24 protein-coding genes and 2 pseudogenes are annotated in these 24,778 nt (G+C 43.8%); 18 read left to right on the forward strand and 8 right to left on the reverse strand.

The features are described from left to right. The first annotated feature begins 25 nt into the window (after positions 1-25). From FTV88_RS14675 to FTV88_RS14690, 4 genes are read left to right on the forward strand one after another with little or no spacing between them, the layout of a single operon-like run. Positions 26-232: a 4Fe-4S dicluster domain-containing protein gene (locus FTV88_RS14675; protein ID WP_153726291.1), complete on the forward strand. Its 207-nt coding sequence runs from the start codon at positions 26-28 to the stop codon at positions 230-232. Between the two features lie 17 nt (positions 233-249). Then, positions 250-1,344 (forward strand): 3-methyl-2-oxobutanoate dehydrogenase subunit VorB, encoded by a 1,095-nt coding sequence (locus tag FTV88_RS14680; RefSeq protein WP_153726292.1) that lies wholly within the window; start codon positions 250-252, stop codon positions 1,342-1,344. After that, positions 1,344-2,093, forward strand: a complete 750-nt coding sequence (locus FTV88_RS14685) for a thiamine pyrophosphate-dependent enzyme (RefSeq protein WP_153726293.1) — start codon at positions 1,344-1,346, stop codon at positions 2,091-2,093. The genes FTV88_RS14680 and FTV88_RS14685 overlap by 1 nt, the downstream gene beginning before the upstream one ends. A 2-nt stretch (positions 2,094-2,095) precedes the next feature. Then, on the forward strand, positions 2,096-2,650 hold the full coding sequence (locus FTV88_RS14690; RefSeq protein WP_153726294.1) for a 2-oxoacid:ferredoxin oxidoreductase subunit gamma family protein: 555 nt from the start codon (positions 2,096-2,098) through the stop codon (positions 2,648-2,650). Between the two features lie 77 nt (positions 2,651-2,727). Here FTV88_RS14690 and FTV88_RS14695 read toward each other — a convergent pair whose 3' ends face one another. The 4 genes from FTV88_RS14695 to FTV88_RS14710 form a co-directional block, all read right to left on the reverse strand. After that, a complete protein-coding gene (locus tag FTV88_RS14695; RefSeq protein ID WP_153726295.1) occupies positions 2,728-4,035 on the reverse strand; it encodes an MFS transporter in 1,308 nt (435 codons plus the stop codon). Positions 4,036-4,260: 225 nt separating this feature from the next. Next, a complete protein-coding gene (locus FTV88_RS14700) occupies positions 4,261-4,455 on the reverse strand; it encodes a hypothetical protein (protein ID WP_153726296.1) in 195 nt (64 codons plus the stop codon). A gap of 56 nt (positions 4,456-4,511) precedes the next feature. Then, complete coding sequence (locus FTV88_RS14705; RefSeq protein WP_153726297.1) at positions 4,512-4,784, reverse strand: hypothetical protein; 273 nt, start codon at positions 4,782-4,784, stop codon at positions 4,512-4,514. 311 nt (positions 4,785-5,095) lie between these two features. Further along, positions 5,096-5,911 carry a nitroreductase family protein gene (locus FTV88_RS14710; RefSeq protein ID WP_162008076.1) on the reverse strand — a complete coding sequence of 272 codons (816 nt, stop codon included), beginning with the start codon at positions 5,909-5,911 and terminating at the stop codon, positions 5,096-5,098. 75 nt (positions 5,912-5,986) lie between these two features. Between FTV88_RS14710 and FTV88_RS14715 the strand changes: the two genes are divergently transcribed. Then, positions 5,987-6,871 carry a S1C family serine protease gene (locus FTV88_RS14715; protein ID WP_153726299.1) on the forward strand — a complete coding sequence of 295 codons (885 nt, stop codon included), beginning with the start codon at positions 5,987-5,989 and terminating at the stop codon, positions 6,869-6,871. A 78-nt stretch (positions 6,872-6,949) separates the two neighbouring features. After that, complete coding sequence (locus tag FTV88_RS14720) at positions 6,950-7,129, forward strand: H-type small acid-soluble spore protein (RefSeq protein WP_153726300.1); 180 nt, start codon at positions 6,950-6,952, stop codon at positions 7,127-7,129. A gap of 73 nt (positions 7,130-7,202) precedes the next feature. Here the strand turns inward: FTV88_RS14720 and FTV88_RS14725 are convergent, their stop codons facing one another. From FTV88_RS14725 to FTV88_RS14735, 3 genes are all read right to left on the reverse strand, one after another. Further along, on the reverse strand, positions 7,203-7,736 hold the full coding sequence (locus FTV88_RS14725) for a peroxiredoxin family protein (RefSeq protein WP_153726301.1): 534 nt from the start codon (positions 7,734-7,736) through the stop codon (positions 7,203-7,205). 230 nt (positions 7,737-7,966) lie between these two features. Beyond that, on the reverse strand, positions 7,967-8,446 hold the full coding sequence (locus FTV88_RS14730; protein ID WP_162008077.1) for a ferritin-like domain-containing protein: 480 nt from the start codon (positions 8,444-8,446) through the stop codon (positions 7,967-7,969). A gap of 131 nt (positions 8,447-8,577) precedes the next feature. Next, entirely contained in the window at positions 8,578-9,450 is an 873-nt protein-coding gene (locus FTV88_RS14735; RefSeq protein ID WP_153726303.1) for an NAD(P)/FAD-dependent oxidoreductase, read from the reverse strand. Between the two features lie 293 nt (positions 9,451-9,743). On the opposite strand from FTV88_RS14735, the gene FTV88_RS14740 reads away from it, so the two are divergent. From FTV88_RS14740 to FTV88_RS14790, 12 genes and pseudogenes are all read left to right on the forward strand, one after another. Then, positions 9,744-10,103: a hypothetical protein gene (locus FTV88_RS14740; RefSeq protein WP_153726304.1), complete on the forward strand. Its 360-nt coding sequence runs from the start codon at positions 9,744-9,746 to the stop codon at positions 10,101-10,103. 625 nt (positions 10,104-10,728) lie between these two features. After that, a complete protein-coding gene (locus tag FTV88_RS14745) occupies positions 10,729-11,340 on the forward strand; it encodes a succinate dehydrogenase/fumarate reductase transmembrane subunit (protein ID WP_153726305.1) in 612 nt (203 codons plus the stop codon). A 21-nt stretch (positions 11,341-11,361) separates the two neighbouring features. Next, the gene (gene sdhA / locus FTV88_RS14750) at positions 11,362-13,113 is read left to right on the forward strand and encodes a succinate dehydrogenase flavoprotein subunit (RefSeq protein ID WP_153726306.1); all 1,752 of its coding nucleotides are present in this window, start codon (positions 11,362-11,364) and stop codon (positions 13,111-13,113) included. Positions 13,114-13,115: 2 nt separating this feature from the next. After that, positions 13,116-13,862 (forward strand): succinate dehydrogenase iron-sulfur subunit, encoded by a 747-nt coding sequence (gene sdhB, locus FTV88_RS14755; protein ID WP_153726307.1) that lies wholly within the window; start codon positions 13,116-13,118, stop codon positions 13,860-13,862. A 347-nt stretch (positions 13,863-14,209) separates the two neighbouring features. Continuing rightward, positions 14,210-15,337, forward strand: coding sequence for an ADP-forming succinate--CoA ligase subunit beta (gene sucC, locus FTV88_RS14760; protein ID WP_153726308.1), 1,128 nt, complete (start codon positions 14,210-14,212; stop codon positions 15,335-15,337). 2 nt (positions 15,338-15,339) lie between these two features. Beyond that, positions 15,340-16,206 (forward strand): succinate--CoA ligase subunit alpha, encoded by an 867-nt coding sequence (sucD, locus tag FTV88_RS14765; protein WP_153726309.1) that lies wholly within the window; start codon positions 15,340-15,342, stop codon positions 16,204-16,206. 108 nt (positions 16,207-16,314) lie between these two features. Further along, positions 16,315-17,988 (forward strand): acyl-CoA mutase large subunit family protein, encoded by a 1,674-nt coding sequence (locus FTV88_RS14770; protein ID WP_153726310.1) that lies wholly within the window; start codon positions 16,315-16,317, stop codon positions 17,986-17,988. A 21-nt stretch (positions 17,989-18,009) separates the two neighbouring features. Further along, positions 18,010-18,393, forward strand: a pseudogene (locus FTV88_RS15700) (cobalamin B12-binding domain-containing protein); the annotation flags it as partial. Between the two features lie 48 nt (positions 18,394-18,441). Continuing rightward, positions 18,442-18,831, forward strand: a pseudogene (gene mce, locus FTV88_RS15705) (methylmalonyl-CoA epimerase); the annotation flags it as partial. A gap of 26 nt (positions 18,832-18,857) precedes the next feature. Then, positions 18,858-20,393, forward strand: coding sequence for an acyl-CoA carboxylase subunit beta (locus FTV88_RS14780; RefSeq protein WP_153726312.1), 1,536 nt, complete (start codon positions 18,858-18,860; stop codon positions 20,391-20,393). Between the two features lie 107 nt (positions 20,394-20,500). Further along, positions 20,501-21,223: a biotin/lipoyl-containing protein gene (locus FTV88_RS16210; RefSeq protein ID WP_368277390.1), complete on the forward strand. Its 723-nt coding sequence runs from the start codon at positions 20,501-20,503 to the stop codon at positions 21,221-21,223. A gap of 32 nt (positions 21,224-21,255) precedes the next feature. Then, the gene (locus FTV88_RS14790) at positions 21,256-22,659 is read left to right on the forward strand and encodes a pyruvate carboxylase subunit B (RefSeq protein WP_153726313.1); all 1,404 of its coding nucleotides are present in this window, start codon (positions 21,256-21,258) and stop codon (positions 22,657-22,659) included. Positions 22,660-22,730: 71 nt separating this feature from the next. Here FTV88_RS14790 and FTV88_RS14795 read toward each other — a convergent pair whose 3' ends face one another. Then, positions 22,731-23,549: an Asp23/Gls24 family envelope stress response protein gene (locus FTV88_RS14795; protein WP_153726314.1), complete on the reverse strand. Its 819-nt coding sequence runs from the start codon at positions 23,547-23,549 to the stop codon at positions 22,731-22,733. Positions 23,550-24,778: the final 1,229 nt, after the last annotated feature.

The following is a 24,778-nucleotide window of genomic DNA, read 5'->3' on the forward strand; positions in this document are numbered from 1 at the left end:
GCGATCTGCTCAGGAGGTGCAATTTATGGCTCAGGTGACTTTTCGTGAAGAGCGCTGTAAAGGCTGTGCTCTTTGTACAACTTTTTGTCCCCCAAATATCGTCACTTTGGACAAAAGTCGTTTTAACAAAAAAGGCTTCCATCCCGCGATCATAACAGAGATGGAAAAATGTAAGGGCTGTGCTTTTTGTGCACGTATGTGCCCCGATCTGGTTATAGAAGTGAAAAAATAAGAAGAAGGTGAAACATTGTGGCAGAAAAAGTTCTGATGAAAGGAAATGAAGCCATTGCAGAAGCGGCCATTCGTGCAGGGTGTCAATGCTTTTTTGGCTATCCCATTACGCCGCAAAATGAATTGATCGAATATATGGCTCGTGAGCTTCCGAAAGCTGGGGGCACTTTTTTGCAGTGTGAAAGTGAAATTGGTGCCATTAACATGGTTTTTGGTGCATCATCAGCAGGTGTCCGTGCTATGACTTCTTCGTCAAGCCCTGGTATTAGCTTAAAGCAAGAAGGGATTTCTTACATAGCAGGCGCACAACTTCCCGCTGTGATCGTCAATATTGTTCGTTGTGGTCCTGGCTTAGGTGGTATTCTTCCATCACAAAGCGATTATTTCCAGTCTACGCGCAGCGGTGGTCATGGCGATTATCGCCTCTTAGTGTTAGCTCCTAATTCGGTGCAAGAGCTTGCTGACTTGACGGTGCTAGCTTTTGAAAAGGCTGATGAATATCGCAATCCTGTTATGATTTTAGGAGACGGTATCTTAGGGCAGATGATGGAGCCTGTGGTACTACCGGAAGTCACTTCCTCTAAAGTAGACAAGCCCTGGGCGACAACAGGAAAAGGCGACCGGAGTCAATGCAACCTTGTGTCATCACTATTCTTGAATCCCGAAGAGTTAGAGCAGCACAATTTGTTGCTTCAGAGCAAGTACAAAAAGATGAAAGAACAAGATACGCGTTGGGAGTCTTATCTTACAGAAGATGCAGAAATTATTATCGTTGCTTATGGCTCGGCGGCACGACTTTCGATGGCTGCTGTCAATATGGCACGTCAACAAGGTCTTAAAGTAGGTCTTATTCGACCGATTACGCTATTTCCTTTTCCTGAACAGCCGATACGTGAAGCAGCCGAAAAAGGAACACCTTTTCTCGCTGTTGAATTAAGCACCGGTCAAATGGTAGAAGATGTACGTCTTTCCGTAGAAGGACGTAGTCCTGTTTATTTCTATGGACGCTGTGGTGGCGTCGTGCCCGATCCGAAAGAAATTCTAGAACAGCTTATCTTGCGGTTACGATCACAGGAAGGCTTGAAGAAGGGAACGAAAGGAGGTGCCGCCTGATGGCTATGAAAGTATATAGCAGGCCACAGAGCATTGTGGACATGCCTTTTCATTATTGCCCTGGTTGTCACCACGGTCTTATCCACGGTCTTGTTGCGGAAGCCATCGATGAATTAGAAATTGCGAAGAAAACAGTAGGCGTAGGGCCTGTTGGTTGTGGCGTTTTTGTTTACGATTATATTGATACTGACATGATTCAAGCATCTCACGGAAGAGCGCCTGCTGTTGCAACGGGTGTTAAAAGAGCCTTGCCAGAAAGTATTGTTTTTACTTACCAGGGAGACGGTGATTTAGCTGCCATTGGTACTTCTGAAATTATTCATGCAGCAGCTCGTGGTGAAAACATAACAGTAATCTTTGTAAACAATGCAATCTTTGGTATGACCGGCGGACAGACGGCACCGACTACTTTGGTGGGTCAGACGACCACAACAGCGCCGCAAGGACGTCTAGAGGAAGTAGAAGGAGCTCCTATTCAAGTCTGTGAAATGTTGAATACCTTGCAAAAGCCTGCCATGATTAGCCGCGTCTCTGTGCATAATCCTGCCAATATCATGAAAGCAAAAAAAAGAATCAAAAGCGCTTTCCAGTATCAGTTAGAAGGCCGAGGCTTTACCTTTGTCGAAGTCTTGTCTTCTTGCCCTACCAACTGGCGTATGAGTCCTCTAGACGCGCTTCGCTTCATTGATAAAAAAATGAGTGCTTACTACCCCATTCAAGATTTCCGCATGCCAGAAGGAGGACGATAAGGATGGAACACCGCATCATTCTGGCCGGCTTTGGCGGGCAAGGTGTTATGCTAACAGGCCAACTGATGACATATGCCGGTATGATTGAAGGAAAAGAAGTATCCTGGATCCCTTCTTATGGACCTGAAATGCGTGGTGGTACAGCCAACTGTAGCATTACCATATCCGATCAAGCCATTGCTTCGCCAATTGTTTATGAGCCAACGATTGCTATTGTGCTCAACCAGCCGTCGTTAGATAAATTTGCGCCGATGGTTGTACCAGGTGGCTTGCTTATGATTAACAGTTCGCTAATTACGGGAAAAAGTGAACGCACTGATATTACACAGATTACGCTACCTGCCAATGACTTAGCCAATGAATTGGGAGATACCCGAGTGGCCAATATGATCATCTTAGGTGCTCTCATTGGCCTTAAAGGTGTCGTATCCATGGAAGCTATCGTAGAGTCTTTGAAAAAAGTGCTGCCACCGCATCGTCACGCCTTGATCCCTCTTAACCAAGGGGCTTTAGAAAAAGGGATGGCGCAAGTGGCTTTTGAGCAGAAGTTCGCATAACGAAGGCACAAAAGGTGCACAGGGGGGACAGTTCGGACGACAAAGCAGAACCGTCCCCCCTTGTGTTCTGTGCTCGATTATTCTTTCGGGCGCCGAGCCGGTTCGGGGTGTCCCAAAAAGGTGGGTACACCAGTGCTTTCTTGATTTCGAGGATCAGGCAAGCGGAAGGCGAAGAAGAGGGCGATGGCCTGAATTATAGCGATGGTAATGAACAACCAGGGCATGGGAATGATTTTCAGGAAGGCACCGGCTACCAGAGGCAAAAGTGCAACGGGAGAAGCAAAAAGGTTAGAGATACTTACATAGATAGGTCGCTTTTCTTCTGATGTTGTCTCCATGAGGTAGTTCACAAAGCCGAGCCAGCCGCCGAGTACCATACCAAGGCTCAAAAAGCCAGCCAATGTTACAACGATCGAGATCAAGCCTGTAACTTGCCCCGATAGGAGGATCCAGAGCGGGACTGAGATATTTACAGCGAGGGTGGTCATGATCGTTTTTTTATTGCCTGCTTTGTCACTCAAATAGCCCCAGAGCAAACCACCAAGCACTTGACCGATAATCTGGAACATAACGATAAAACCGATGAGCCAGGCAGGCAAAGACCCTGTTTGTTGTACGTAAAGAATATAAAAAGGAAAACCAATGATGTTAAAACCCATAAGCACTTGTACAAGCAACATTTTGCGAAAGGTAGGATGATCACCGAGATACTTGGGCACATGGCTTACGACATAGCGAGCTGACACTTTTCTTTTGTCGGCGTCTTTTTTGGCTGGATCTTGGGTCATACGAATGGCAAAAATAGAAGCCCAGAGTAAAAACAAAGCGAGAAAGAAAAGCAAAGCAAAATTGTTGGGAAAAACCCACTCCGGTGAAACAAGAACTCTTTGCACGACAAAGGCACCGACTAAAGCGCCAAGGCCACCCAATGCTTGCATCATACCCAACAACTTACCACGGTGTGATTTATCGATGGTTCGACTGAAGATATCCATCCAGGAGACTTGCCCCATGCCTTCGCCAAAAGCAAAGATGGTAAAGCTTATAAAGAATACTGTCACAATTATAGTAGGAGAAAATCCAAACCAAATGGACAAAACAGGTAAGATTAAAATTGTACGTGTAAAAAGGTGCAAGCGAGATTGAAAAATGTTCAAATTCTGAGCGCCTGTAACCCAACCGGCAATTAAGATCTGAGGCAGGAAAAAGCCAATGGAACGAATCCCTGCTGCTAGACCTACCAGAAAAGGTGATTCTGTTAGACCGTTCAAAAAGAGAGGGATTAATACATTGGCGTCAATAAAAGCGAGAGCAGAAAAGTACAAGGCACCATTGGCCATAAGAAAGATAAAATTTCTTTTGTCTAATTGATCACGCCATTGCAATGCCGATCCTCCTTAAAAATTTCCTGTCACCTGTAGAAAGCCTTTATATGCCACCTGCCTTTTTTCTTGGTAGTTGCGGGATGGCCCGTTCCTATATGGTTAAGTTTCCCGAGATCTCTGCGCCCATTCTGGGGAAAAACAGGTTGCCCTGCTTGTTGCATGACCATCAAATGAAAAAATCCCCACCTGTTACGGCTGGGGATTCTCTCTGCTTCTATAAAAAAGTTATTCAGAAAAAGACTTTTTGAAAGTATCTACTTTTTTGGGAATTTTATTGACTTGTATATTTCGCATTGATTGTTCTAGTTTGTGGATGAGAGACTCTATGGAGTCTTTTTTTTCTTTCCCTTGAAATATCTTGCCACGTTCTTTTTTTAGAATTGATAGCAATAGTTCTTTTTCTTTCTCTGTCAAAAGCAAAAGCGTTCACTCCTAAAGAAGTTCAGAGAATGTTGGTTTTGCTTTCTCTCAATTCGTTAATGTATAATTCGGTCTTTTTCTTGCTGAGAAAGGTCGTGATTATCAGAAAAAGCTTCGGCTTCTTCGTTTAATAGAGCAATCTCATCTTGTAACTTATCAACCCATTCTTGGATTTTACGGGCTTCTTCTTCGTTGAGGTTTCTTGTTGAGGCATAGACAGCAAGGGCGCGCATTTCTTTGAGCTTTTCCTCAATTTGTCCAAGCAATTCTAGCCGATACTTGATTAATTCTAGCTGATCCCGTAAAATTTTTTCTTTTTCATCAGGCATGTCAATCATCCTTTTCTACTGTTCCGGAGAAAAAGCCTCTCAAGAAAAATGTATGTACGATCTACCTATTCTGGTTCACTTCTTTTTTTCTTATGGAGACTGTCATGCGGGTATTTAGAGAGGGTTTGATGGTTGGACGTTGAGGTCTTCCACTACCGCATACGTATACAGAAGCATTCTCTTTTAGTAATGGCAATAATAGGATGAACCAAGACTCCAACCATTCTTGGTTCTATGCAATTATACTGGTTTATCAATAGCCTGTCGACAGACCTCAATTGTACAGGAAGCAAAAGCGCCTTACGGCCCTTCTACTGTTTCTCCAGGACAGTCCACTTTGCTACATCAGGCTCATGAAGCCATTGCCAATCTCCCTCTTCTCCGTGATAGCGCAGTGCCACTTCAAAGTGCACCATAGCAATACCACAATCCAGTCTTTTCGATATGCCATAACTGCCCTGTGGACCATCTGTGGCAATGATGAAGCTCTTTTCTTCTCTTCGAATTCTCCAAGGCTGACGGTTGACTGCAGAGGGAGCCCACTGTACTGCTTTGAGAGCTTCCTGCACTGTTTGAGGCCAGGTGGTATGATCTTGACCTGCTGTAAGCTGAACAAGGCTTTTTCTTTTTTTTGAACTTACAAGAAAAGACATAGTTTTTTCTTCGAAGTTAAGACCTTTGTCTGTATAGCCAAGGGGTGTGACTGCATAAACTTTTTCTCTTTCTTGCAAGTCAATTTGACTTCTAACCATGTAAGGACAGAAAAAACCTGCAACCCAACAAGTGGAAAGGCCTGCTGCTGTCGCCTCTAAGATAAGGGCTTCTCCAAGGTAGCCAATCTTTCCTTCTACTTCTTCGAGATCGCTTTTACCAATAAAGGCCATATAAGCAGGTGCATCTTTTACCTTGCCATAAGAACCGGCAAGACCTGTAAAGATATCATCAGGTGGCTCGTTGACTAGGACAGCTCTAAGTCCATGAAAGGGACGGAAGGATTGACAGAGGCTTTGGAGAACAGATATATCATGAGATTTTAATGGTTCTCCGTTAAACTTTCGTCTCGAAGTACGCACTTGAATCGCTTTGTAACAGCGCTGTATTTGACTTTCGGTAAAGACCAGGGGCATGGTAGATTCCCTCCTGTTCATTTTGTCTGTAGAAAAAAAGCGGCCATGCGATAGCACTACAATAGGGGAGGACTTATGGAAGAAAAAAAGCAAGACAGTGAAAAGAAAGAACGTCGTCTGGCTGTTCGTAGAGAAAATAATTCCGACCAATCTTACTGGAAAGTGCCGATTACACCAGAGATGGAACGCCAACTGGAAATCGATCTTTTTCAAGAACTGAATGAGCGCTATGAACATGACGATGAAGCGGAAGAGCTGGGAAAAAGAAAAAAACAGTCAGCCATGATGGTTCGCGTGATTGGATGGACTACAGGACTTATCTTTTTATTTCTTGTTCTTTTAGGAAGCACTTATGGATTGCGTCTTCCGCCTTTAGATTTCTTAACTCGCTCGCAGGAACTTGCACAAAACCCAGAAATGAAAGCGCTACAGGAGGCTGTCGTTCATGTAGAATCATTAGGGCGAAGAGGGACAGGCTTTAATATTGATGCGTCAGGACTGATTGTGACCAATCATCACGTGATAGCAGATGCTCGAGTTATTTATGTTAGTTTTTCACGAGGTGGCGCAGTCTATCGCGTGCAAGAACACAAATCATTTCCTGAAATTGATCTGGCCTTACTAAAAATTGATGGAGATCAATTGCCGGCTTTGCCTGTAGATTTACGCTCACAGATTCATGCGGGCGAGTCCTTGTTAATTATTGGCAACCCTCTTGGCTTTTCAAAAGTCATAAAAGAAGGCGAGTACCTGGGGTCCACGAAACTTCGCAACTGGGATGAGCCTGTATGGATGATTGAAAGTACAATTTACCAAGGTTCAAGCGGAAGCCCTGTTTTTAATGAAGCTGGTAATGTGGTTGCTGTTATCTTTGCAACGTTGAGACAAGAGGAAGATAGCGAATCAATCGTTGGTCTAGCCGTACCTATTCATTATTTACATCGCGACCTTCCTTTCTAGTATACATTTTTATCCATGCATTGTTTTAATAACTTTCTCCATGCTACGAGTAGAAGCTTATAAATGGAGGTGCTAAGAATGGAAGCTAGAAGAGCCGAAGAAATTCTTCAGTCGCCTGATACGATTGAAGTGCAGTACCAACAAAGCTCTGTCTGGATTGAAGAAGTAGACCGCGGAAAAGATACAGCGCAGGTGAAGCTGCTAGTAGATGGTAAGCGAATCGAAGTACCTGTTGCTGCACTGGAGGAAAAGTCCTAATTAGGTCTCAAATACAGTAGAAACCCTGGTCCCGCTGTAGAAAAACAGCGCTGGACCAGGGTTTTTTCTTACCTTACCGCAAGGGTGCTACAAGGGAATCTAATTCACTTTTGCTTGCAATGGCACCCATTTTTACATTTTGTATAATCCCTTTTTTGTCGATGATATAGGTTGTAGGTAGTCCACCAACTCGGTAAGCCATGGTAACTTCGCCTGTTTCATCAAAGACGGTAGGAAAGGTTATATTGGCAATATCTAAGAATTTTTTCACATCGTTGATATCATCTTGAAAGGCAAGATTTACACCTAAGACAACGACATTTTCCTGGTTTTCTGCGTAAAACTGGTTCACATGAGGCTTTTCGGTTAAGCAGTAGGGACATGTGGTTGCCCAGAAATTAAGCACAACAGGTTTGCCTTGTAGTTCAGATAAGGTGATATCCTGTCCTTCTAATGTTTTCAGTGTAAAATCAGGTGCCTGGTGACCTCTCATGCCGAAAGAAGTGGTCGGTGTCCCTTGATCGCTACTGTCAGCGCCACAGCCGCCCAAAATTAAAGCAAGGGTGAGCAATAGAAGGGGAAGTAGGGATAGACGAAATTTTTTCATAAACAAGACTCCTCCTAGATGATACCCCCGAGGGTATTTCTTCTCTCTTTATAGTACTTTCTTCTGCTTAAAAAAGCAAGGGAACGTGAAAGTGAAAAGTATCCAGTGCTTTTATAGTTCGTAGAAAATACTAAATTTATGAAGAAAAACTCTATGCCTTCAAGCACAGAAAAAAAGCCTTGTTTGTTTCACGTGAACAACAAGGCTTTTTATTTTCTCTTATGAATAAGCTATGCGTTTTCTATTATTTTACGCAATTCAACTAACTTTAAGATATGCTCCTGTTCCTGGCGAATTAGTTCCTTAACGGGCTCTTTATCGCTTTCTGAAACAAGACGCAGAAGCTCGTTAAAGAAAAGAATGGATTCTTTTTCAAAGCGAATGGCTAGATCTATGGCATCTTGATCTGTTTGTATTTGTGCTACCAACTTTTCCACTTCTGGTGCTTTTCCAAAAACATTGCTCTCAATTAAAAATGTAAGGTACGCTTCATATTCACCATCATATTGTTGAGGTGCCTGGTAGTCGCCTAAACGATCTCGTAAGCTTTGAAAATCTTTAATATGCTGTTGTTCTGCAGCAGCCAAATATTGAAGAACATGATGTGCTTGGCCGCTTTTTACTTTACCAAGCAAGCTTTTGTAAAAAGCTTCACCATTTCTCTCGATAGCCACAGCAAACTCAACAATTTCGCTAGATTTAAAAAGCATGAAATCCCCACTCTCCTTTTTCATGAACATGTTACCACAAAAGACAAAAAGAAGTCTACCCAGAATTGCATAGGGAATTTATAAGAGCCATGATTAGAAAAAACATGTTCCTAGGGACAATGGAGGTCAGCTTAGGCACGGCGACTGTCTAAAAAAGAAACAGCAGATAAAGACGCAATGCCCCCCTGACCAACGGCTTTTGCTAGTTGATAAGGTTTGCCGGTACAATCACCGGCCGCAAAAGCGCCTGGAACATTCGTTGCCATATTTTCATCTACTACTATAGCACCTTGCTTTGTCTCTAGACCAGGTAGCAGTACATCAGCACGCTGTGTTTCACGAATGATAAAAAGACCTTCCACTGGGACAGTACTGTTTTCAAGAACCAGTGCCTGTAGTTTATCATCTTTGCCTTCGAGAGCTAGCGGTTTTTCTTGTAATACTTCCATATTGGACAAGGGGGTTCGAGTTTTCATGCCTTTTACGGGATAGTAGAAGATCTTATCAACGATTTCAGATAGAAAGGTTGCCTCTTCCCATCCTTCTTCTTCCGTAAAATCAACAAGTGCTACCTTTTTATCACGATAGAGAGGTCCGTCGCAGGTGGCGCAATAAGAGACACCGCGACCTAAATAATCATTTTCCCCTTCTAAAGGCTTTTCTATGTGCACGCCCGTAGCAATAATTATAGCTTTGCTTTCATATTCTTTTGTGCCACTTTTTGCCACGAAAAAGTCGCCCAGATGATAAATGGAGGAAACTTTTTCGCTTTGAATCGATATGTCCATTTTCTTGACATGGTCAAGAAAAAGATCGCGCAACGCTGTACCGTTGATACCGGGAAAGCCAAGATAATTATCGATGCGTTCCGCTTTTTCTAGCCAGGGACTACAAACTTTAGATCCTAGAATGAGAAAAGATTTCTTTCGAATTTGTAAGTTCAAAGCTGCTGACAATCCGGCAGGACCGCAACCGATGATCAAAGCGTCAAATCTTTTTTCCATACAAGAATGCCTCCGTAAAGAAGAATAAATGTTCTATAGAGAGAGGGCTCTAAACACGAAATGGTTTAATTGTCAAGTCTAGCGTAACCTATTCAACCAAAAAATACTATACTAATCTTGACAAAAATAAAAAACAATGCATCTTCTTTCTTGGTTCATGGAACAAAAGGGTATGTGAAAAAAGAAAAAAAATATTCTGCCTAGGAATGATTGTTTAACCATTGACGATAGCTGGTAAGAGCGTTATAATATTCTTAAAATTTAGTATTCTCTGTAAAGGGGAGGGTGAGTCAGTGACTTCAAGAGAAGATATGGCCATGGAATTCATCAACATGTCACTGGAAGAACTACAAGCCGAAGCTGAGCGTCTTGAGTCTACTTGTCGGGAATCCGGCAATATGGAGAGTCAGATTCGCCTTTCCGTGGTTAGAGCGGTCATTTACCAACAGAGTTGTCAGAAAATTTACGAAGCGGAACGTCGTATGGCTGTGACCTACGAAAAAGCCAAAGGAAAGTCTGGAAGAGTGTGGTATGTGCCTCCAAAAACAGAAAGCCACCCTACAAGAGTCTTCTATATGGGACGTAGTGGTAAGATCAACTCAGCATCTTTTAATGATATGTTAGGCGATATTGGAGAAGCTATATCTCGCTAGAAGATGCAGCAGTATCGAAAGTTGCCTTCAAAATAACAATGAATCAAAAAGTGAGCCCCCATCGTTTTTAAAAACGATGGGGGCCTTACTTATGATATCGATTAGTACATAATTTAACATATTACGTCTATTTCTATGGTGAAAAAAAACAAAAAGCATTTGTCAGATATCAAAAGTATTCAAAATTTTTTGAGAAAAGGGAATTATAAAATTCTGTCTAATAAGTAATACACAAAGACAATACCAAGTGAACATATAGATATACACTTGAATGTTAAACTATTCACAATAAACAGTGAGGTAAGTCATTGTGATAATGCAAGAAATAATGTGATAATTTAAGAGAATCAGAAAAATATGCTAGACAATTGGTATATTAGCCCATCCAGAAATAGTTGACTACTTTTGTTGACACATGATAAACTATTCAACGTTCTCAAATTTAATTTAGAATGCGCGCATTTTATAAAAGGATAAGTTAGAAGGAGGCTTGCGAAAAAAAGTACTAACTTTGGGTGACCTAGTTTCCTGAAGTTCTTTCATGCTTCTACAAAGTCGTAAATAAAAAACAAAAGCAAGAAAAGTAACCAGACCATTACAAATCTGGGTCGAAAGGGGCAGCGTTATGGCGTCTAACAATCATTTTGCCATCCGAAAAGTGCACTCTTTGCTCGGCATTATCCCTATTGGACTCTTCTTTCTAGAGCATACTATCACCAATTCCATGGCGATTCTGGGAGAAGAGATGTGGATGCTTTTTGTATCTTTTCTTCACAATCTTCCCTTTAAGATCTTCTTAGAGGTTGGTCTCATTTTTCTTCCTATTGCATTTCACGCTCTTTATGGACTCTGGGTTGTTTACGGTGCAAAGAACAATGTCTTGCGATACAGTTACTTTAAGAACTGGATGTTCTATCTACAACGAATTACAGCCATTATAACCTTGGTGTTTGTAGTCTGGCACGTATGGACATTGAAAGCGGCCAATCTTTATTATTCGCAAAGCTACTTCCAGGCTATGGGAGAAATGCTTTCTAACCCGCTGATTTTCGCAGCCTATCTAATTGGTTTTCTAGCAGCAGCTTTTCACTTTACCAATGGTATTTGGAGCTTCCTTGTTGCCTGGGGCGTAACCATTGGCCCGAAAGCACAAAAAGTATCTTTTGCTCTATGTATGGGATTTTTCGCTGTATTATCGGCAGCAGGCATCGGATCCCTGATCTCTTTTCTGCAGTAAAGACGCAAGAGGTGGGATAATATGGAAACGAAAATTATTGTCGTTGGCGGCGGGTTAGCAGGCCTTATGGCAACGATTAAGATTTGCGAAGCAGGTGGCAAAGTCGACCTTTTCTCATTAGTATCAGTGAAGCGTTCGCATTCCGTGTGCGCGCAGGGTGGCATCAACGGCGCAGTAAATACAAAAGGGGAAGGCGATTCCCCAGCAGAACACTTTGATGACACTGTCTACGGAGGAGATTTTCTAGCGAACCAACCGCCTGTAAAAGCTATGTGTGATGCTGCGCCTGGCATTATTAACATGCTCGATCGCATGGGTGTTATGTTTAACAGAACGCCGGAAGGCCTTCTAGATTTTCGTCGTTTTGGTGGCACAAAGCATCATCGTACTGCTTTTGCCGGTGCGACAACAGGCCAACAGCTTCTCTATGCTTTGGATGAGCAAGTTCGTCGTTGGGAAGCAGCAGGCCGTGTTACAAAGTATGAAGGTTGGGATTACCTCTCTGCTGTTCTTGACTCCGAAGGGCAATGCCGAGGCATGACAGCACAGAACATGACAACCATGGAAATCAAAGCTTTTCGTGGTGAAGCTGTAATTCTAGCCACAGGTGGCATTGGCATGGTCTTTGGCCGTTCCACCAATTCCACCATTAACACAGGCTCACCACAAGGATCTGCCTATCAACAAGGTGTCTTCTATAGTAACGGTGAAATGATTCAGGTTCACCCTACAGCAATTCCAGGTGAAGACAAACTTCGCTTGATGTCAGAGTCTGCTCGTGGTGAAGGCGGTCGAGTCTGGACTTATAAAGACGGGAAACCTTGGTATTTTCTAGAAGAGTGGTATCCTGCCTATGGTAACTTGGTGCCTCGTGACGTAGCAACAAGAGCCATTTATAAAGTTTGCTATGAGCTCAAGCTTGGCGTCAACGGAGAGCCTATGGTTTATCTCGATCTCTCCCATATTGATGCGAAGATGCTCGACCGTAAGCTGGGCGGCATTATCGAGATTTACGAGAAATTTGTAGGCGAAGATCCTCGTAAAGTGCCCATGAAAATCTTCCCTGGTATGCACTATACCATGGGTGGACTTTGGACTGACTATAATGGCATGACCAATATCCCGGGTCTTTTTGCCAGTGGTGAAGCAGAGTACCAGTACCATGGTGCCAATCGTCTCGGTGCTAACTCCTTGCTTTCTGCAATTTACGGCGGTATGGTCTCAGGGCCATCCGTTATGAAATATACTTCAGGGCTCAAAAAGTCTGCCCAGGATCTACCGCAATCTATCTTTGATCAAGAAGTCAAAGTCCAGCAAAGCAAAATGGAATCAATCTATAAAATGCAAGGCAACGAGAATCCTTATGTGTTGCATAAAGAGCTCGGTGAGCTGATGACGGAGCATGTTACGATCATTCGCTACAATAAAAACCTTCAAAAAGCCGATGAGCAAATTCAAGAACTGATGCAACGATACCATAAGATTGGTTTACCTGATGCAGCACGTCATGACAATCAATCGGCTATCTTCACTCGCCACTTATGGAACATGCTAGAACTAGCTAGAGCCATTACCGTCGGTGCTCTATTGCGTAATGAAAGCCGTGGTTCTCATTACAAGCCTGAGTTTCCCGAACGTGATGATGAGAAATTCCTCAAAACGACCATGGCTCGTTGGACGGCTGAAGGTCCCAACATCACCTATGAAGATGTGGACGTGTCTCTGATCAAGCCGCGGCCTCGCCGATATGACGTGGACAAGGAGGCGAAGTGATCATGGGAGAAAAAATAAGAGTACGCGTTAAAAGACAAGACAGCCCAGAAGCACCAGCTCGCTGGGAAGAATTCGATATTCCTTATCGAAAAAACCTTAATGTCATTGCCATGTTGATGCATATTCAAAAGAATCCAGTCTTAGCCAACGGGCAAAAGACATCTCCCGTTGTCTATGAATGTAATTGCTTGGAAGAGGTTTGTGGCGCTTGTACGATGGTGATTAATGGAAAGCCTCAACAAGCTTGCTCCGCTCTCGTAGATCAACTCCAAAAGCCGATTACACTAGAGCCTTTAAGCAAATTTCCTGTTCTTCGTGATCTCCATGTGGATCGAAAAAAAATGTTTGAAACCTTAAAGCAGGTAAAAGGCTGGGTTCAAATAGATGGTACCTATGACTTAGGCCCAGGACCTCGAATGGCACCAGAAGTGCAAGAATGGGCTTATCCTCTTTCACGCTGCATGACCTGTGGTTGTTGTGCAGAAGCTTGTCCAAATTACAACGAAAAATCGCACTTTATGGGACCTGCAGCAATATCGCAAGTCCGTCTTTTTAACGCCCATCCAACAGGGGCGATGCAAAAAAACGAACGCCTTGATGCAATTATGGACAAAGGCGGCATCAGTGACTGTGGTAACGCCCAGAACTGTGTTCAAGTTTGTCCAAAAGAAATTCCATTGACCACGTCCATTGGTGATATGGGGAGAGAAACGGTAAAACGTTGGTTCTCCAGAGCATTGCGATCCTAAGGGTTTAAATAGCTTTAACGGGGTAACTTAAAGACGAAGGAAAGGTCCTGCTTTTATAGCAAGACCTTCCTTCATGGAATTAGCAACGTGGCCTGAGTTTTTTATTGGTTGTAAAGGGACGAAGGGATCTCAGGCTTCATCAATGCATATATATGCATTGATCGGATCTGACCTTTTGTCCTCCCATCCAATAAAAGACGCAGGTCTTTTTGCATATGCGACACTTTTTAGCAGCACCTTCGACAACTTCCAATGAAAGAAACACTTTTTTTGTAAAGACTTGCCTGTTATTATAGAAGGTGAACTGTTAAAAAGTGTACTGTAAAATGAGGAGGTTTTCTCATACCGTGAAATGCTTTGAGTACATGGGCAAAGAATTGTTCGCACAGTTTGGAATTCCCGTTCCCTCTGGTCGTATGGTAACAACGGCAGAAGAAGCAGAAAAAGTGGCCGCCGAAATTGGACGTCCCGTTGTCGTAAAATCACAAGTGTTGTCAGGGAAAAGAGGCAAAGCCGGTGGCATTAAGTTTGCTGATACACCGGAAGAAGCAAAAGATGCTGCTGCTGAAATTTTATCGATGACCGTACAAGGTCACGCTGTGAATCGCCTGTTGGTAGAGGAAAAGTTAAAAATAGAAAGTGAAATTTATGTAGCCATTACCATTGATGGTGCTTCTCAAGCACCTGTTCTCATTACATCCGCTAAAGGTGGTATGGATATTGAGGAACAGGCTGAAGAAGATATTGTAAAAGTTCACTTAGATGTATTCTTAGGCTTGCAACCTTATATGGCGAAAGATCTGGCTCGTCGAATTGGCCTAAAAGGTGCTTTGGCCAAAGGTTATAGCGATGTGGTACAGAAAATGTATCGCTGCATGATTGAAAAAGATGCTGAACTTGTAGAAATCAATCCACTTGTCGTTTCTGGCGATCAAGTAATCGCAGCCGATGCTAAAGTTACCATTGACGACAGTGCTCTTTATCGCCAAAAAGATATTGAGTATGTTGATGAAGATATGACCGAGATAGAGAAAATGGCACGCGATGCAGGCATCGGTTCTTATGTTCAGCTTGGTGGCGACATTGCAGTGATGGCCAATGGAGCTGGTATCACCATGGGTACACTGGATATGGTACAGCTGTTTGGCGGAGAACCTGCCAACTTCATGGATGCAGGTGGCGGCACTGGCGTAGAAGGAACAGCTAGAGCCATTGAGATTTTGCTAGCACAGAAGCCTAAAGTGATTTTTATTAACATCTTCGGTGGCATCACTCGTTGTGATGATGTAGCCAAAGCCCTAGCCTATGTGAAAGAAAATAAAGGTATTCCTGTGCCTGTTGTTGTTCGTATGGTTGGTACGAACGAAGAAGAAGGCGTAAAGATTCTACAAGAAGTAGGAATCGATGCATACAGGAATATGAAAGAAGCAGCTCAAAAAGCTGTAGAACTTTCTAAAGCTGGGGAGGCACAGTAAGCATGGCTATTTTAGTAAATGAACAATCTAAGGTTCTTATTCAAGGGATCACAGGAAAACAGGGCACTTTTCATCTGAAAAGAATGCAAGAATTTGGTACCAACGTTGTCGCTGGCGTAGCGCCAGGCAAAGGCGGTCGCATTCACGAAGGTGTGCCTCTTTATGAAACGGTTTTTGAAGCTGTAGAAGAACATCCCATTGATGCTACAGTTCTCTTCATTCCGGCTCCTTATTGTAAAGATGCAGCTTTAGAAGCGATTGAAGCAGGTATCAAAGTTATCGTCATTATCACAGAACATATTCCTGTGATGGACGAATTGTTCATTGTGAATCGGGCTAAGATGAAAGGTGTCACCATTATTGGTCCCAATACTTTTGGTATGGCTTCTTGGAAGTGCAAGCTAGGTATTCTACCTAACGTTGCTTTTTCACAGGGACCTGTTGGTGTAGTAGCTCGTTCTGGAACCCTTACCTATGAAATTGTAGGCTCTTTGACCAATGTTGGTATTGGTCAAACGAGTGTGGTGGGTCTCGGTGGTGACCGTGTACCCGGCACGAACTTTATTGATATGCTGAAGCTCTTTGAAGCGGATCCTGATACGAAAGCAGTCGTTTTAGTCGGTGAAATCGGTGGCAACGCAGAAGAAGAAGCTTCTGAATATATTAAGACCATGTCCAAGCCAGTGATAGCGTACTTGGCTGGTAAAAGTGCACCGCCCGGGAAAAGAATGGGACATGCTGGTGCAATTATCGAGCGTGGTAAAGGTACCTATGAAGGCAAAGTGAAAGCCTTGACAGAAGCAGGTGCCCAGGTTGCCACTTTCCCCTACGAAGTTGTTGATATGATTCAAAAAGTGCTGAAAAAATAGTTCCTTCAAAATTGGAAGCGATGGGTACAATTGCTGCCCTTGTGGCAATGCGCTCATCGCTTTACTCACATATACCAATGCGATCAATGAGGGAGGTAGAATGCTTTCATGTTCGACCCCAACGAAGTAGCTCAATTAAAAGAGAAAAAAGAACATTGGAAAACGAACAAACTGGATAAAGTAACACAACGATTTCCAGAGCGTCGGGCATCTTTTGCAACCGATAGTGACATTTCTGTCGATGCTGTCTACACACCAGATGATCTTGGATCCTTTGATTACAACGAACAGCTAGGCTTACCAGGTGAGTATCCTTATACACGAGGGGTACAACCGAACATGTATCGAGGTCGACTCTGGACCATGCGCCAGTACGCTGGTTTTGGGACAGCAGAAGAAACGAACAAGCGCTTTCGTTATTTATTAGAACAAGGTCAGACAGGCCTCTCTTGCGCTTTCGATCTTCCTACACAAATCGGCTATGATTCGGACAGCGATCTTGCACAGGGAGAAATCGGAAAAGTAGGCGTAGCCATTGATACGCTGGCAGACATGGAGATTCTTTTTGATCAAATTCCTATGGACAAGGTTTCTACATCCATGACGATCAACGCACCTGCTGCTGTTCTACTGGCCATGTACATTGCTGTTGCAGAAAAGCAAGGCATCAGTGCCGATAAGCTGAACGGAACGATTCAAAACGATATCTTAAAAGAGTATATTGCTCGTGGAACTTATATTTTCCCACCAGAACCTTCAATGCGTCTCATTACTGATATCTTTGCATATTGTGCAGAGCAGGTACCAAACTGGAATACTATATCTATTTCGGGCTACCACATTCGTGAAGCAGGTTCCACAGCAGCCCAGGAAATTGCCTTTACACTTGCTGATGGCATTGCTTATGTACAAGCAGCTATCAATGCTGGACTGGATGTTGATAAATTTGCACCACGACTTTCTTTCTTCTTTAATGCACATCTGAACTTCTTCGAAGAAATTGCTAAGTTCCGAGCCGCTCGTAGAATTTGGTCTAAAATCATGAAAGAGCGCTTTGGCGCTAAGAATCCCAAGTCATGGATGCTACGTTTCCATACACAAACAGCAGGTTCTACTTTAACAGCTCAACAACCCAATGTAAATATTATGCGTGTCGCTTATCAAGCTTTGATGGCTGTACTCGGCGGCACCCAGTCTCTCCATACTAATTCTCGTGATGAAGCGCTTGCTCTGCCCAGCGAGGAATCTGTACTGATTGCTTTACGGACGCAACAAGTCATCGGTTACGAGATTGGTGCGGCTGATGTGGTCGATCCACTCGGTGGTTCTTATTTCGTGGAACATTTAACGGACGAGCTTGAAAAGAAAGCCATGGCTTATATCGATAAGATTGATTCAATAGGCGGTGCACCCAACGCTATCGAATTTATGCAACGAGAGATTCAGGCTAGTGCCTACAAATATCAGCAAGAGATTGAGTCAGAAGATCGCGTCGTCATCGGTGTTAACAAGTTCAAGATGCAAGAAGAGCCTCCCAAAGATTTACTTCGCGTTGATCCAGCCCTTGGTGAAGCACAAAAAGCAAAGCTCAAGCAGATCAAAGAACAACGCGACCAAGCTCGCGTCCAGGCTGCTCTAGAAAGAGTACGTGCCACAGCACAAAGCAACGATAACTTGATGCCAGTCATTATTGATGCTGTTAAAGAATACGCTTCTCTGGGTGAAATTTGCGGTGTCCTTCGTGACGTTTATGGTGAATATCGTCAACAGATCATTTTCTAGCTTTCAAGGAGGGTTGTTGCAATGAATCAAAAACCAATTCGTGTTCTCGTCGCGAAACCAGGCTTAGACGGTCATGATCGAGGCGCCAAAGTTATCGCCCAGGCCCTACGAGATGCTGGTATGGAAGTTATTTACACGGGTCTTCGTCAGACACCGGATCAAATTGTTGAAGTAACGATTCAAGAAGACGTACAAGCAGTTGCTCTTAGTTCCTTATCAGGTGCTCACCTGCACCTTTTCCCACCTGTTGTTCAGAGGCTACGAGAACAAGGTATTCACGATGTACTTGTTATTGGCGGCGGCGTCATTCCTGACGAAGATATTTCGACTCTCAAGGAATCGGGTATTTCTGCTGTCTTTACGCCTGGAACGTCAACGCAAGATGTGGTGCGCTACATTCAAGATCACTTTTATGGTCCTCAAGTAAAACCTCAAGTTCTAAAAATCGACCATATTGGTATTGCAGTAAAAGACCTACAGCAGGCCATTGACTTCTATGAAAATGTCATCGGTATCAAGTGTACCATGATCGAAGAAGTACCTGATCAGAAAGTAAAAGTAGCTTTCTTACCGACAGGTGACTCAGAAGTAGAGCTTCTAGAATCAACAGACCCAGAAGGTCCTGTGGCTAAGTTTATCGCCAAAAATGGGGAAGGTATGCATCACATTGCTTACCGCGTTGACAACTTAGAAGCAAAGCTTGAAGAACTGAAAAAAGCAGGCGTCGCTTTGATCGACCAGAAGCCTCGTCGAGGTGCTGGTGGAGCTATGATCGCTTTCTTACATCCTAAGGGAACCTTTGGACACTTAGTAGAACTGTGCCAAAGGGAAGATGAAAAGTAATTGAATGCATGGGAGGTTGCTATCCTTTGAACATGGAAGAACGTTTGGCTCAATTGGAGCAATATCGTGAGAAGATCAAAGGTGGCGGAGGACCGAAACGGATCGCCAAACAACATGAAGCAGGCAAACTAACAGCACGCGAGCGGATTGATATGCTTCTCGATGCGGGCTCATTCGTAGAAGTAGGCGTTTTTGTAGGGAAATCAGACTTTGCCAACCTTGAGAATCCAGGTGAAGGCGTTGTAGTTGGTCAAGGTACCATCGATGGTCGTCTTGTCTATGTCTATGCGCAAGACTTTACTGTATCAGGCGGTTCCCTCTCTAAAGCACATGCTGATAAGATCTGCAAAGTTATGGACCTTGCCCTTAAAAACGGTGCACCTTGCATCGGTCTCAATGACTCTGGTGGCGCTCGTATTCAAGAAGGTGTAGATTCTCTCGATGGTTATGGAAACATTTTCTATCGGAATACCATTTCTTCCGGTGTCATTCCTCAGATTTCAGCCATCTTAGGGCCTTGCGCCGGCGGTGCTGTCTATTCACCCGCTCTTACGGACTTTATATTTATGGTGGACGGCATTTCAAGAATGTTTATTACAGGTCCGCAAGTAATCAAAGCGGTCACAGGTGAAGATGTTTCTCCTGAAGAGCTCGGTGGTGCTTTAACGCACAATCAAAAATCTGGTGTTGCTCACTTTATGGCTGATAGCGAAGAAGAAAGTTTTGCACAGATTCGCACTCTTTTATCCTATCTACCCTCTAACAACATGGAAGATCCCCCTATGGCAGATCCAGTAGCACCAGAATTAGATCCAGAAGAGTTGCTGGCAATCATTCCTGAAAGCCCGAACCAGGGTTATGACATGCGTGATATTTTAATGCGTATTGTCGATGGTGGCTCCTACTTTGAAGTTCAGCCATTGTGGGCACAAAACGGAATTACGGCCTTTGGGCGCATCAATGGTCGTCCAGTCGGTATATTGGCCAATCAGCCAAAAGTTCTTGCCGGTTGCCTTGACATAGATGTTTCTGACAAACTGGCTCGCTTTGTTCGCTTCTGCAATGCTTTTAACATTCCTTTATTAACTTTTGAAGATGTTCCTGGCTTTTTACCTGGTACGAACCAAGAGTATGGCGGCATCATTCGACATGGTGCAAAAATGCTATATGCATATTCAGAAGCAACAGTACCTAAAATCACAATTATTTTACGCAAAGCTTATGGAGGCGCCTATCTAGCCATGTGCGGTAAGCCTCTCGGTTGCGACGTTGCTTACGCTTGGCCTACTGCTGAAATTGCTGTCATGGGTCCAGAAGGGGCAGCCAACATTATTTATCGTAAAGAAATTGAAAATGCAGAAGATCCTATTACAATGCGTCAACAAATGGTGGAGCGATACCGGGAAGAAGTATCAAACCCCTATATCGCAACAGCCCGTGGCTATGTAGAAGATATTATTGATCCTAGAGAAACACGGAGTCGGCTTATTGCAACGTTAGAAGCTCTTGCGAACAAGCGTGAAAGTAGACCAGTGAAGAAGAACGGTAATATTCCTGTATAAAGAGCGGTTATCAATCTTACGCAGGGAATAGTACTATTTCTATATAGTTGACGATTCCTGAACGTATGAGCAATACAATCCCGCTTCGGAAAGGAGTTGGGTTCATATTGGTCCGTACTAGACAGGGTGGCTCCCGTAGCCCCTTACGGCAAAAGCAAGCACAAGTGGCGGCCATGATCTGCGCCCAATGCTATGAACAGATAGAAAAGCTCGATCAAAAGTCTGGTCGAATCACTGTTAGAAGTAACGGAATAACATCGAACACCGCTTCAGCTTGGTCTGGAAGAGCAGGCTGGCGTGCACGAGGCCGTGCAGAAGCACTTGGACAAAAGACAACAGATCGGTCCATAGAAGAAATCGCCAGGCAAGTCGCATCTCGAATGCCTGAAAGCGGGAGGGAAATATTTGTGAAAAAGTTTAAGGTTCGTGTTGATAACCAGATGTTCTATGTTGAAGTGGAAGAAATTCCTGGTGAAGGCGAAGGCTTTGCCACAACGGCTGTACCAGCACAAGTAGCAGCCCCTGCTGCCAAGGTGGCACCGAAAGTAGCAGCGCCAAAAGCGGCAGCTCCTAAAGTAGCAGCCCCAGCCAAAGCAGCAGCACCGGCGGCTGGTGGAGAGGGAGCTGTACAAGCACCTATGCCAGGAACAATTATCGATGTAAGAGTCACTGTTGGTCAACAAGTCAATGCTGGCGATACAGTTGTGGTACTGGAAGCGATGAAAATGGAAAATGAACTGGCTGCACCGAAAAGCGGTACGGTGCAAGATATTGGCGTCAAAAAAGGTCAGGCCGTCAATGCAGGTGAGGTACTGGTACGCATTGGCTAAGACCAGACCATAAGGTCAGGAGGAAAGCGAGCATGGAAAGAGGTCTTGTTAAGTTCACCGACACTACGTTGCGTGATAGTCATCAGTCTCTACTGGCCACTCGAATGAAAATCGAAGACATGCTGCCGATTATTGATAAAATAGACGCAATCGGCTACCATTCTCTCGAAGTATGGGGTGGAGCAACCTTTGATACCACAATGCGCTTTCTCAATGAAGATCCCTGGGAGCGTCTATCTATCATAAAACAATATTGTAAAACACCTTTGCAGATGTTATTGCGAGGTCAAAACGTCGTAGGTTATAAACATTATGCCGACGATGTTCTCGAAGCGTTCGTCATGTATGCTTGCAAGCACGGCATGGATATCTTCCGTGTCTTTGATGCGCTCAACGACGTACGTAACATGGAAAAAGCCATAGAATACGTCAAAAAATATGGCGGTCATGCCCAAGCTGTTGTCTCCTATTCGATTAGCCCTATTCATGACGTAGCTTATCACGTTAACATGGCCAAAGAGCTTCAAAAACGTGGTGCTGACTCCATTTGCGTAAAAGACATGGCGGGAATCATGGCACCAGGTCCTGCTTATGAAATCGTCAAAGGCATCAAAGAAGAAGTCGGACTTATGGTACAAGTACACACCCACTATACCTCTGGTATGGGTGCTATGATGTATATGAAAGCAATAGAAGCAGGTGCTGATGTTGTGGACACAGCCATCTCATCTCTCGCTTTATCGACATCGCAACCTGCTACAGAATCCATGATTGTTTCTTTAGAAAGCCTAGGTTACAAAACCAATCTAGACTTACACAAACTGAAAGAAATTGCAGACTACTTTAAAGATGTTCGTAAAAAATACCGTGAGTTTGACTTAACCGATGGCACACCTGATACGAACGTTCTTGTCTATCAGGTTCCAGGCGGTATGATCTCCAATTTCTTATCGCAGCTAGCACAGCAAAATGCACTGCATAAACTTCCAGAAGTGCTAGCAGAAGTGCCAAAAGTTAGGGAAGACTTCGGTTTCCCACCTCTTGTTACACCTTCTAGCCAGATTGTAGGCGCCCAGGCTGCCTTAAACGTCTTACTTGGTGAACGTTATAAAATGGCAACGAATGAAGTAAAACAGTACATGCGTGGTTTCTACGGCGAACCACCGGGTCCAGTAAATGAAGATGTTCGCAAAAAGATCATTGGTAATGAAGAAGTGATCCATTGTCGCCCTGCCGATCTAATTCCGCCAGGTATGGAGGAAGCAAAGAAAGGCGTAGCGCCGGTGATGCAGAAAGAGGAAGATGTTGTTTCATACGCTATCTTCCCCAATGTTGCCTATGGCTTTTTGGAAGAGAAGTTGTCTAAGAAGACAGGCGTTGATTTTAAGTTAGCCCAGGAAATGTCTGAAGGAGATAAGCCTGTCTATCCAGCCTAGCGATAGCAGCCATAAAAGCATACAAAAAAGACTGGTCCTTGTAAAAAGGTGACCAGTCTTTTTTGTGTCTCTTAATCTTCAAACACAACATTATCAATATGCACATTTACAGCACGAACAGAAACACCAAGTCCAGAATCAAGCACCTGCAGCACCCGTTCTTGAATGGCTTTGCCAAGTTGATTCAAAGGTTGTCCGCCGTAGAGGGTTACGAAAAGATCGACAATGATATCACCGTCATTATAATCTACATCAACCTTCTCTATGGTCGCTACACCTTCAATTGTACCTGCTTGATAGGTAACACTATCAATAAGAGCAGGACTAGAGATGGAAAGGTTACCAAGAGATGTAAAGGTAGGTCTTACAATAGACTGTTCTGCCCAGGCTTTTCGCTCTTCACTTTTTTTGCGAAAGAATACTTTGATCGGATTAATCAAACCATCAGACCAGCGCTTTTTCACTTCAAAAGCAGGTGCAGGTACGACGTGTTTGCCCAGTTGCATACGATGATAACGAGCTTTGCGGATTTCTTTCGTCGATGCTACATCTTCAATGCGAATGATTTCTTTTATTTTTGGCAGATCCAGTCGAGTCGCAATTTTTTTGACCATTCCGTCGGATGTACCCAGAATAAGCACACCTTGTGGAGATAGTTCAGCCAGTGCTTTTTTGGCATCATCCCGATGTTTTTCTTCATGAAACAAAGCTGTCTTAATAGCGCCGATGCGGGTTGCTGCTTTTTTGGCGGATATGCCTGCTAATATCTTATTGCTTTGTATTAACAGACCATCGTCGATGATGACCTGACAGTGTATGTCGTGGGCCAAACGGATGGCTCTGTGGCTTTTCCCAGTACCACTGGGACCGACGAAAGCGTATATCTGCATCTTATTTCCCTCTCTGATATTTCCTAGTATCTGCTTTTATGATTTTTATATCGACCGGATATGGCGGGTTTAACAGGTAAATAGAATAATCATCAAAATGGTTGTGCTCACCCGGGCATGAGAGGTTGGTACGAAAATAGCTACTCTGTGGTGGGGTCAGGCGTTATGAATTCCTTCCGAACGGACTCATCCCACGCCATAAGCGGCAGCAAGCTGCCGATGGCTGAGGTCTGAAGTCCTCTCTCCAGGAAGTCATAACGCCTGACCCAGGTACACCTTGCTGGTTGTGACTGCGTTTTGGCTTATTGCAAATACAATAAATAGGCAGTTGCGTATACATAGCAGAAAGATGCGCAAAGCAATGTCAACGGAAGTAACAATCAGCAAAAACCTTCTGGGACTGGGCATCACGCTTTCCGCAGCGGGACTTGGGACCTCAGCGTATCAGTAGCTTGCTGGCGGTAACAGCGTGGGACCAGTCCAGAGCGGAGGAAAGCGTGATGACCAGTCCCCTCTATGAAGTAACCCCAACGTAATCAGGAAACATTGATTTTCATCCTTAGTTTTGCCCGGACATTGTGCCCGGACAAAAGCAGGATTCTGCTTTCTATTATACCATGTTAGAGCAAATCGTCTATGGCTTAACAAAATTAAAGGAAATTATTTACTATTTAATTAAAAAAGAAAGTGGAAAAAGAAGGAAAATAATTCCATATGGCGAATATAGTTTTAGAGTTTTTTATGAAGGAAAGGTGATGCTTATGGGCTGAGTTACCGAGGCAATGGTACTGACTCTGAAATCGATGTTTCCAATGCGTGATGCTGCAACTGTGGTGGTAGCTTTCGTAACGGCAGCACGTTACGGTGCAGAGAGGGATTTGTTCAGGAGGGCATTGCCAGAGGGGGCGTTATTTCATGCTTCTCTGATAAATTGTTTCGTTGTTGATCCTTTTTGCAGAGCGGAAACCCTGATTGGTAGGGAAAGCAGAAAGGTGAAGCATTCTCTTAAACCACGGAGGGTGATGGAGCGGGGAAGTAATAGGCCGGCATGAATAGCTAGATTAAGAAAGGAGGAGAAGGTCATAACGGGAGGGTAATCGTTTTGTTATGGAATGACATAGAAGCTCGAGCAAATGACAATAAATTTTTTATGATGGTTCATTTTATCAGGTCTAATTCTTATATTCTTTTGTCTCATCGGTGCTCACAAGCGCTGTATTAAGAAAAGC

Origin of the sequence: Heliorestis convoluta (assembly GCF_009649955.1) — a bacterium.
GTDB lineage: Bacteria > Bacillota > Desulfitobacteriia > Heliobacteriales > Heliobacteriaceae > Heliorestis > Heliorestis convoluta.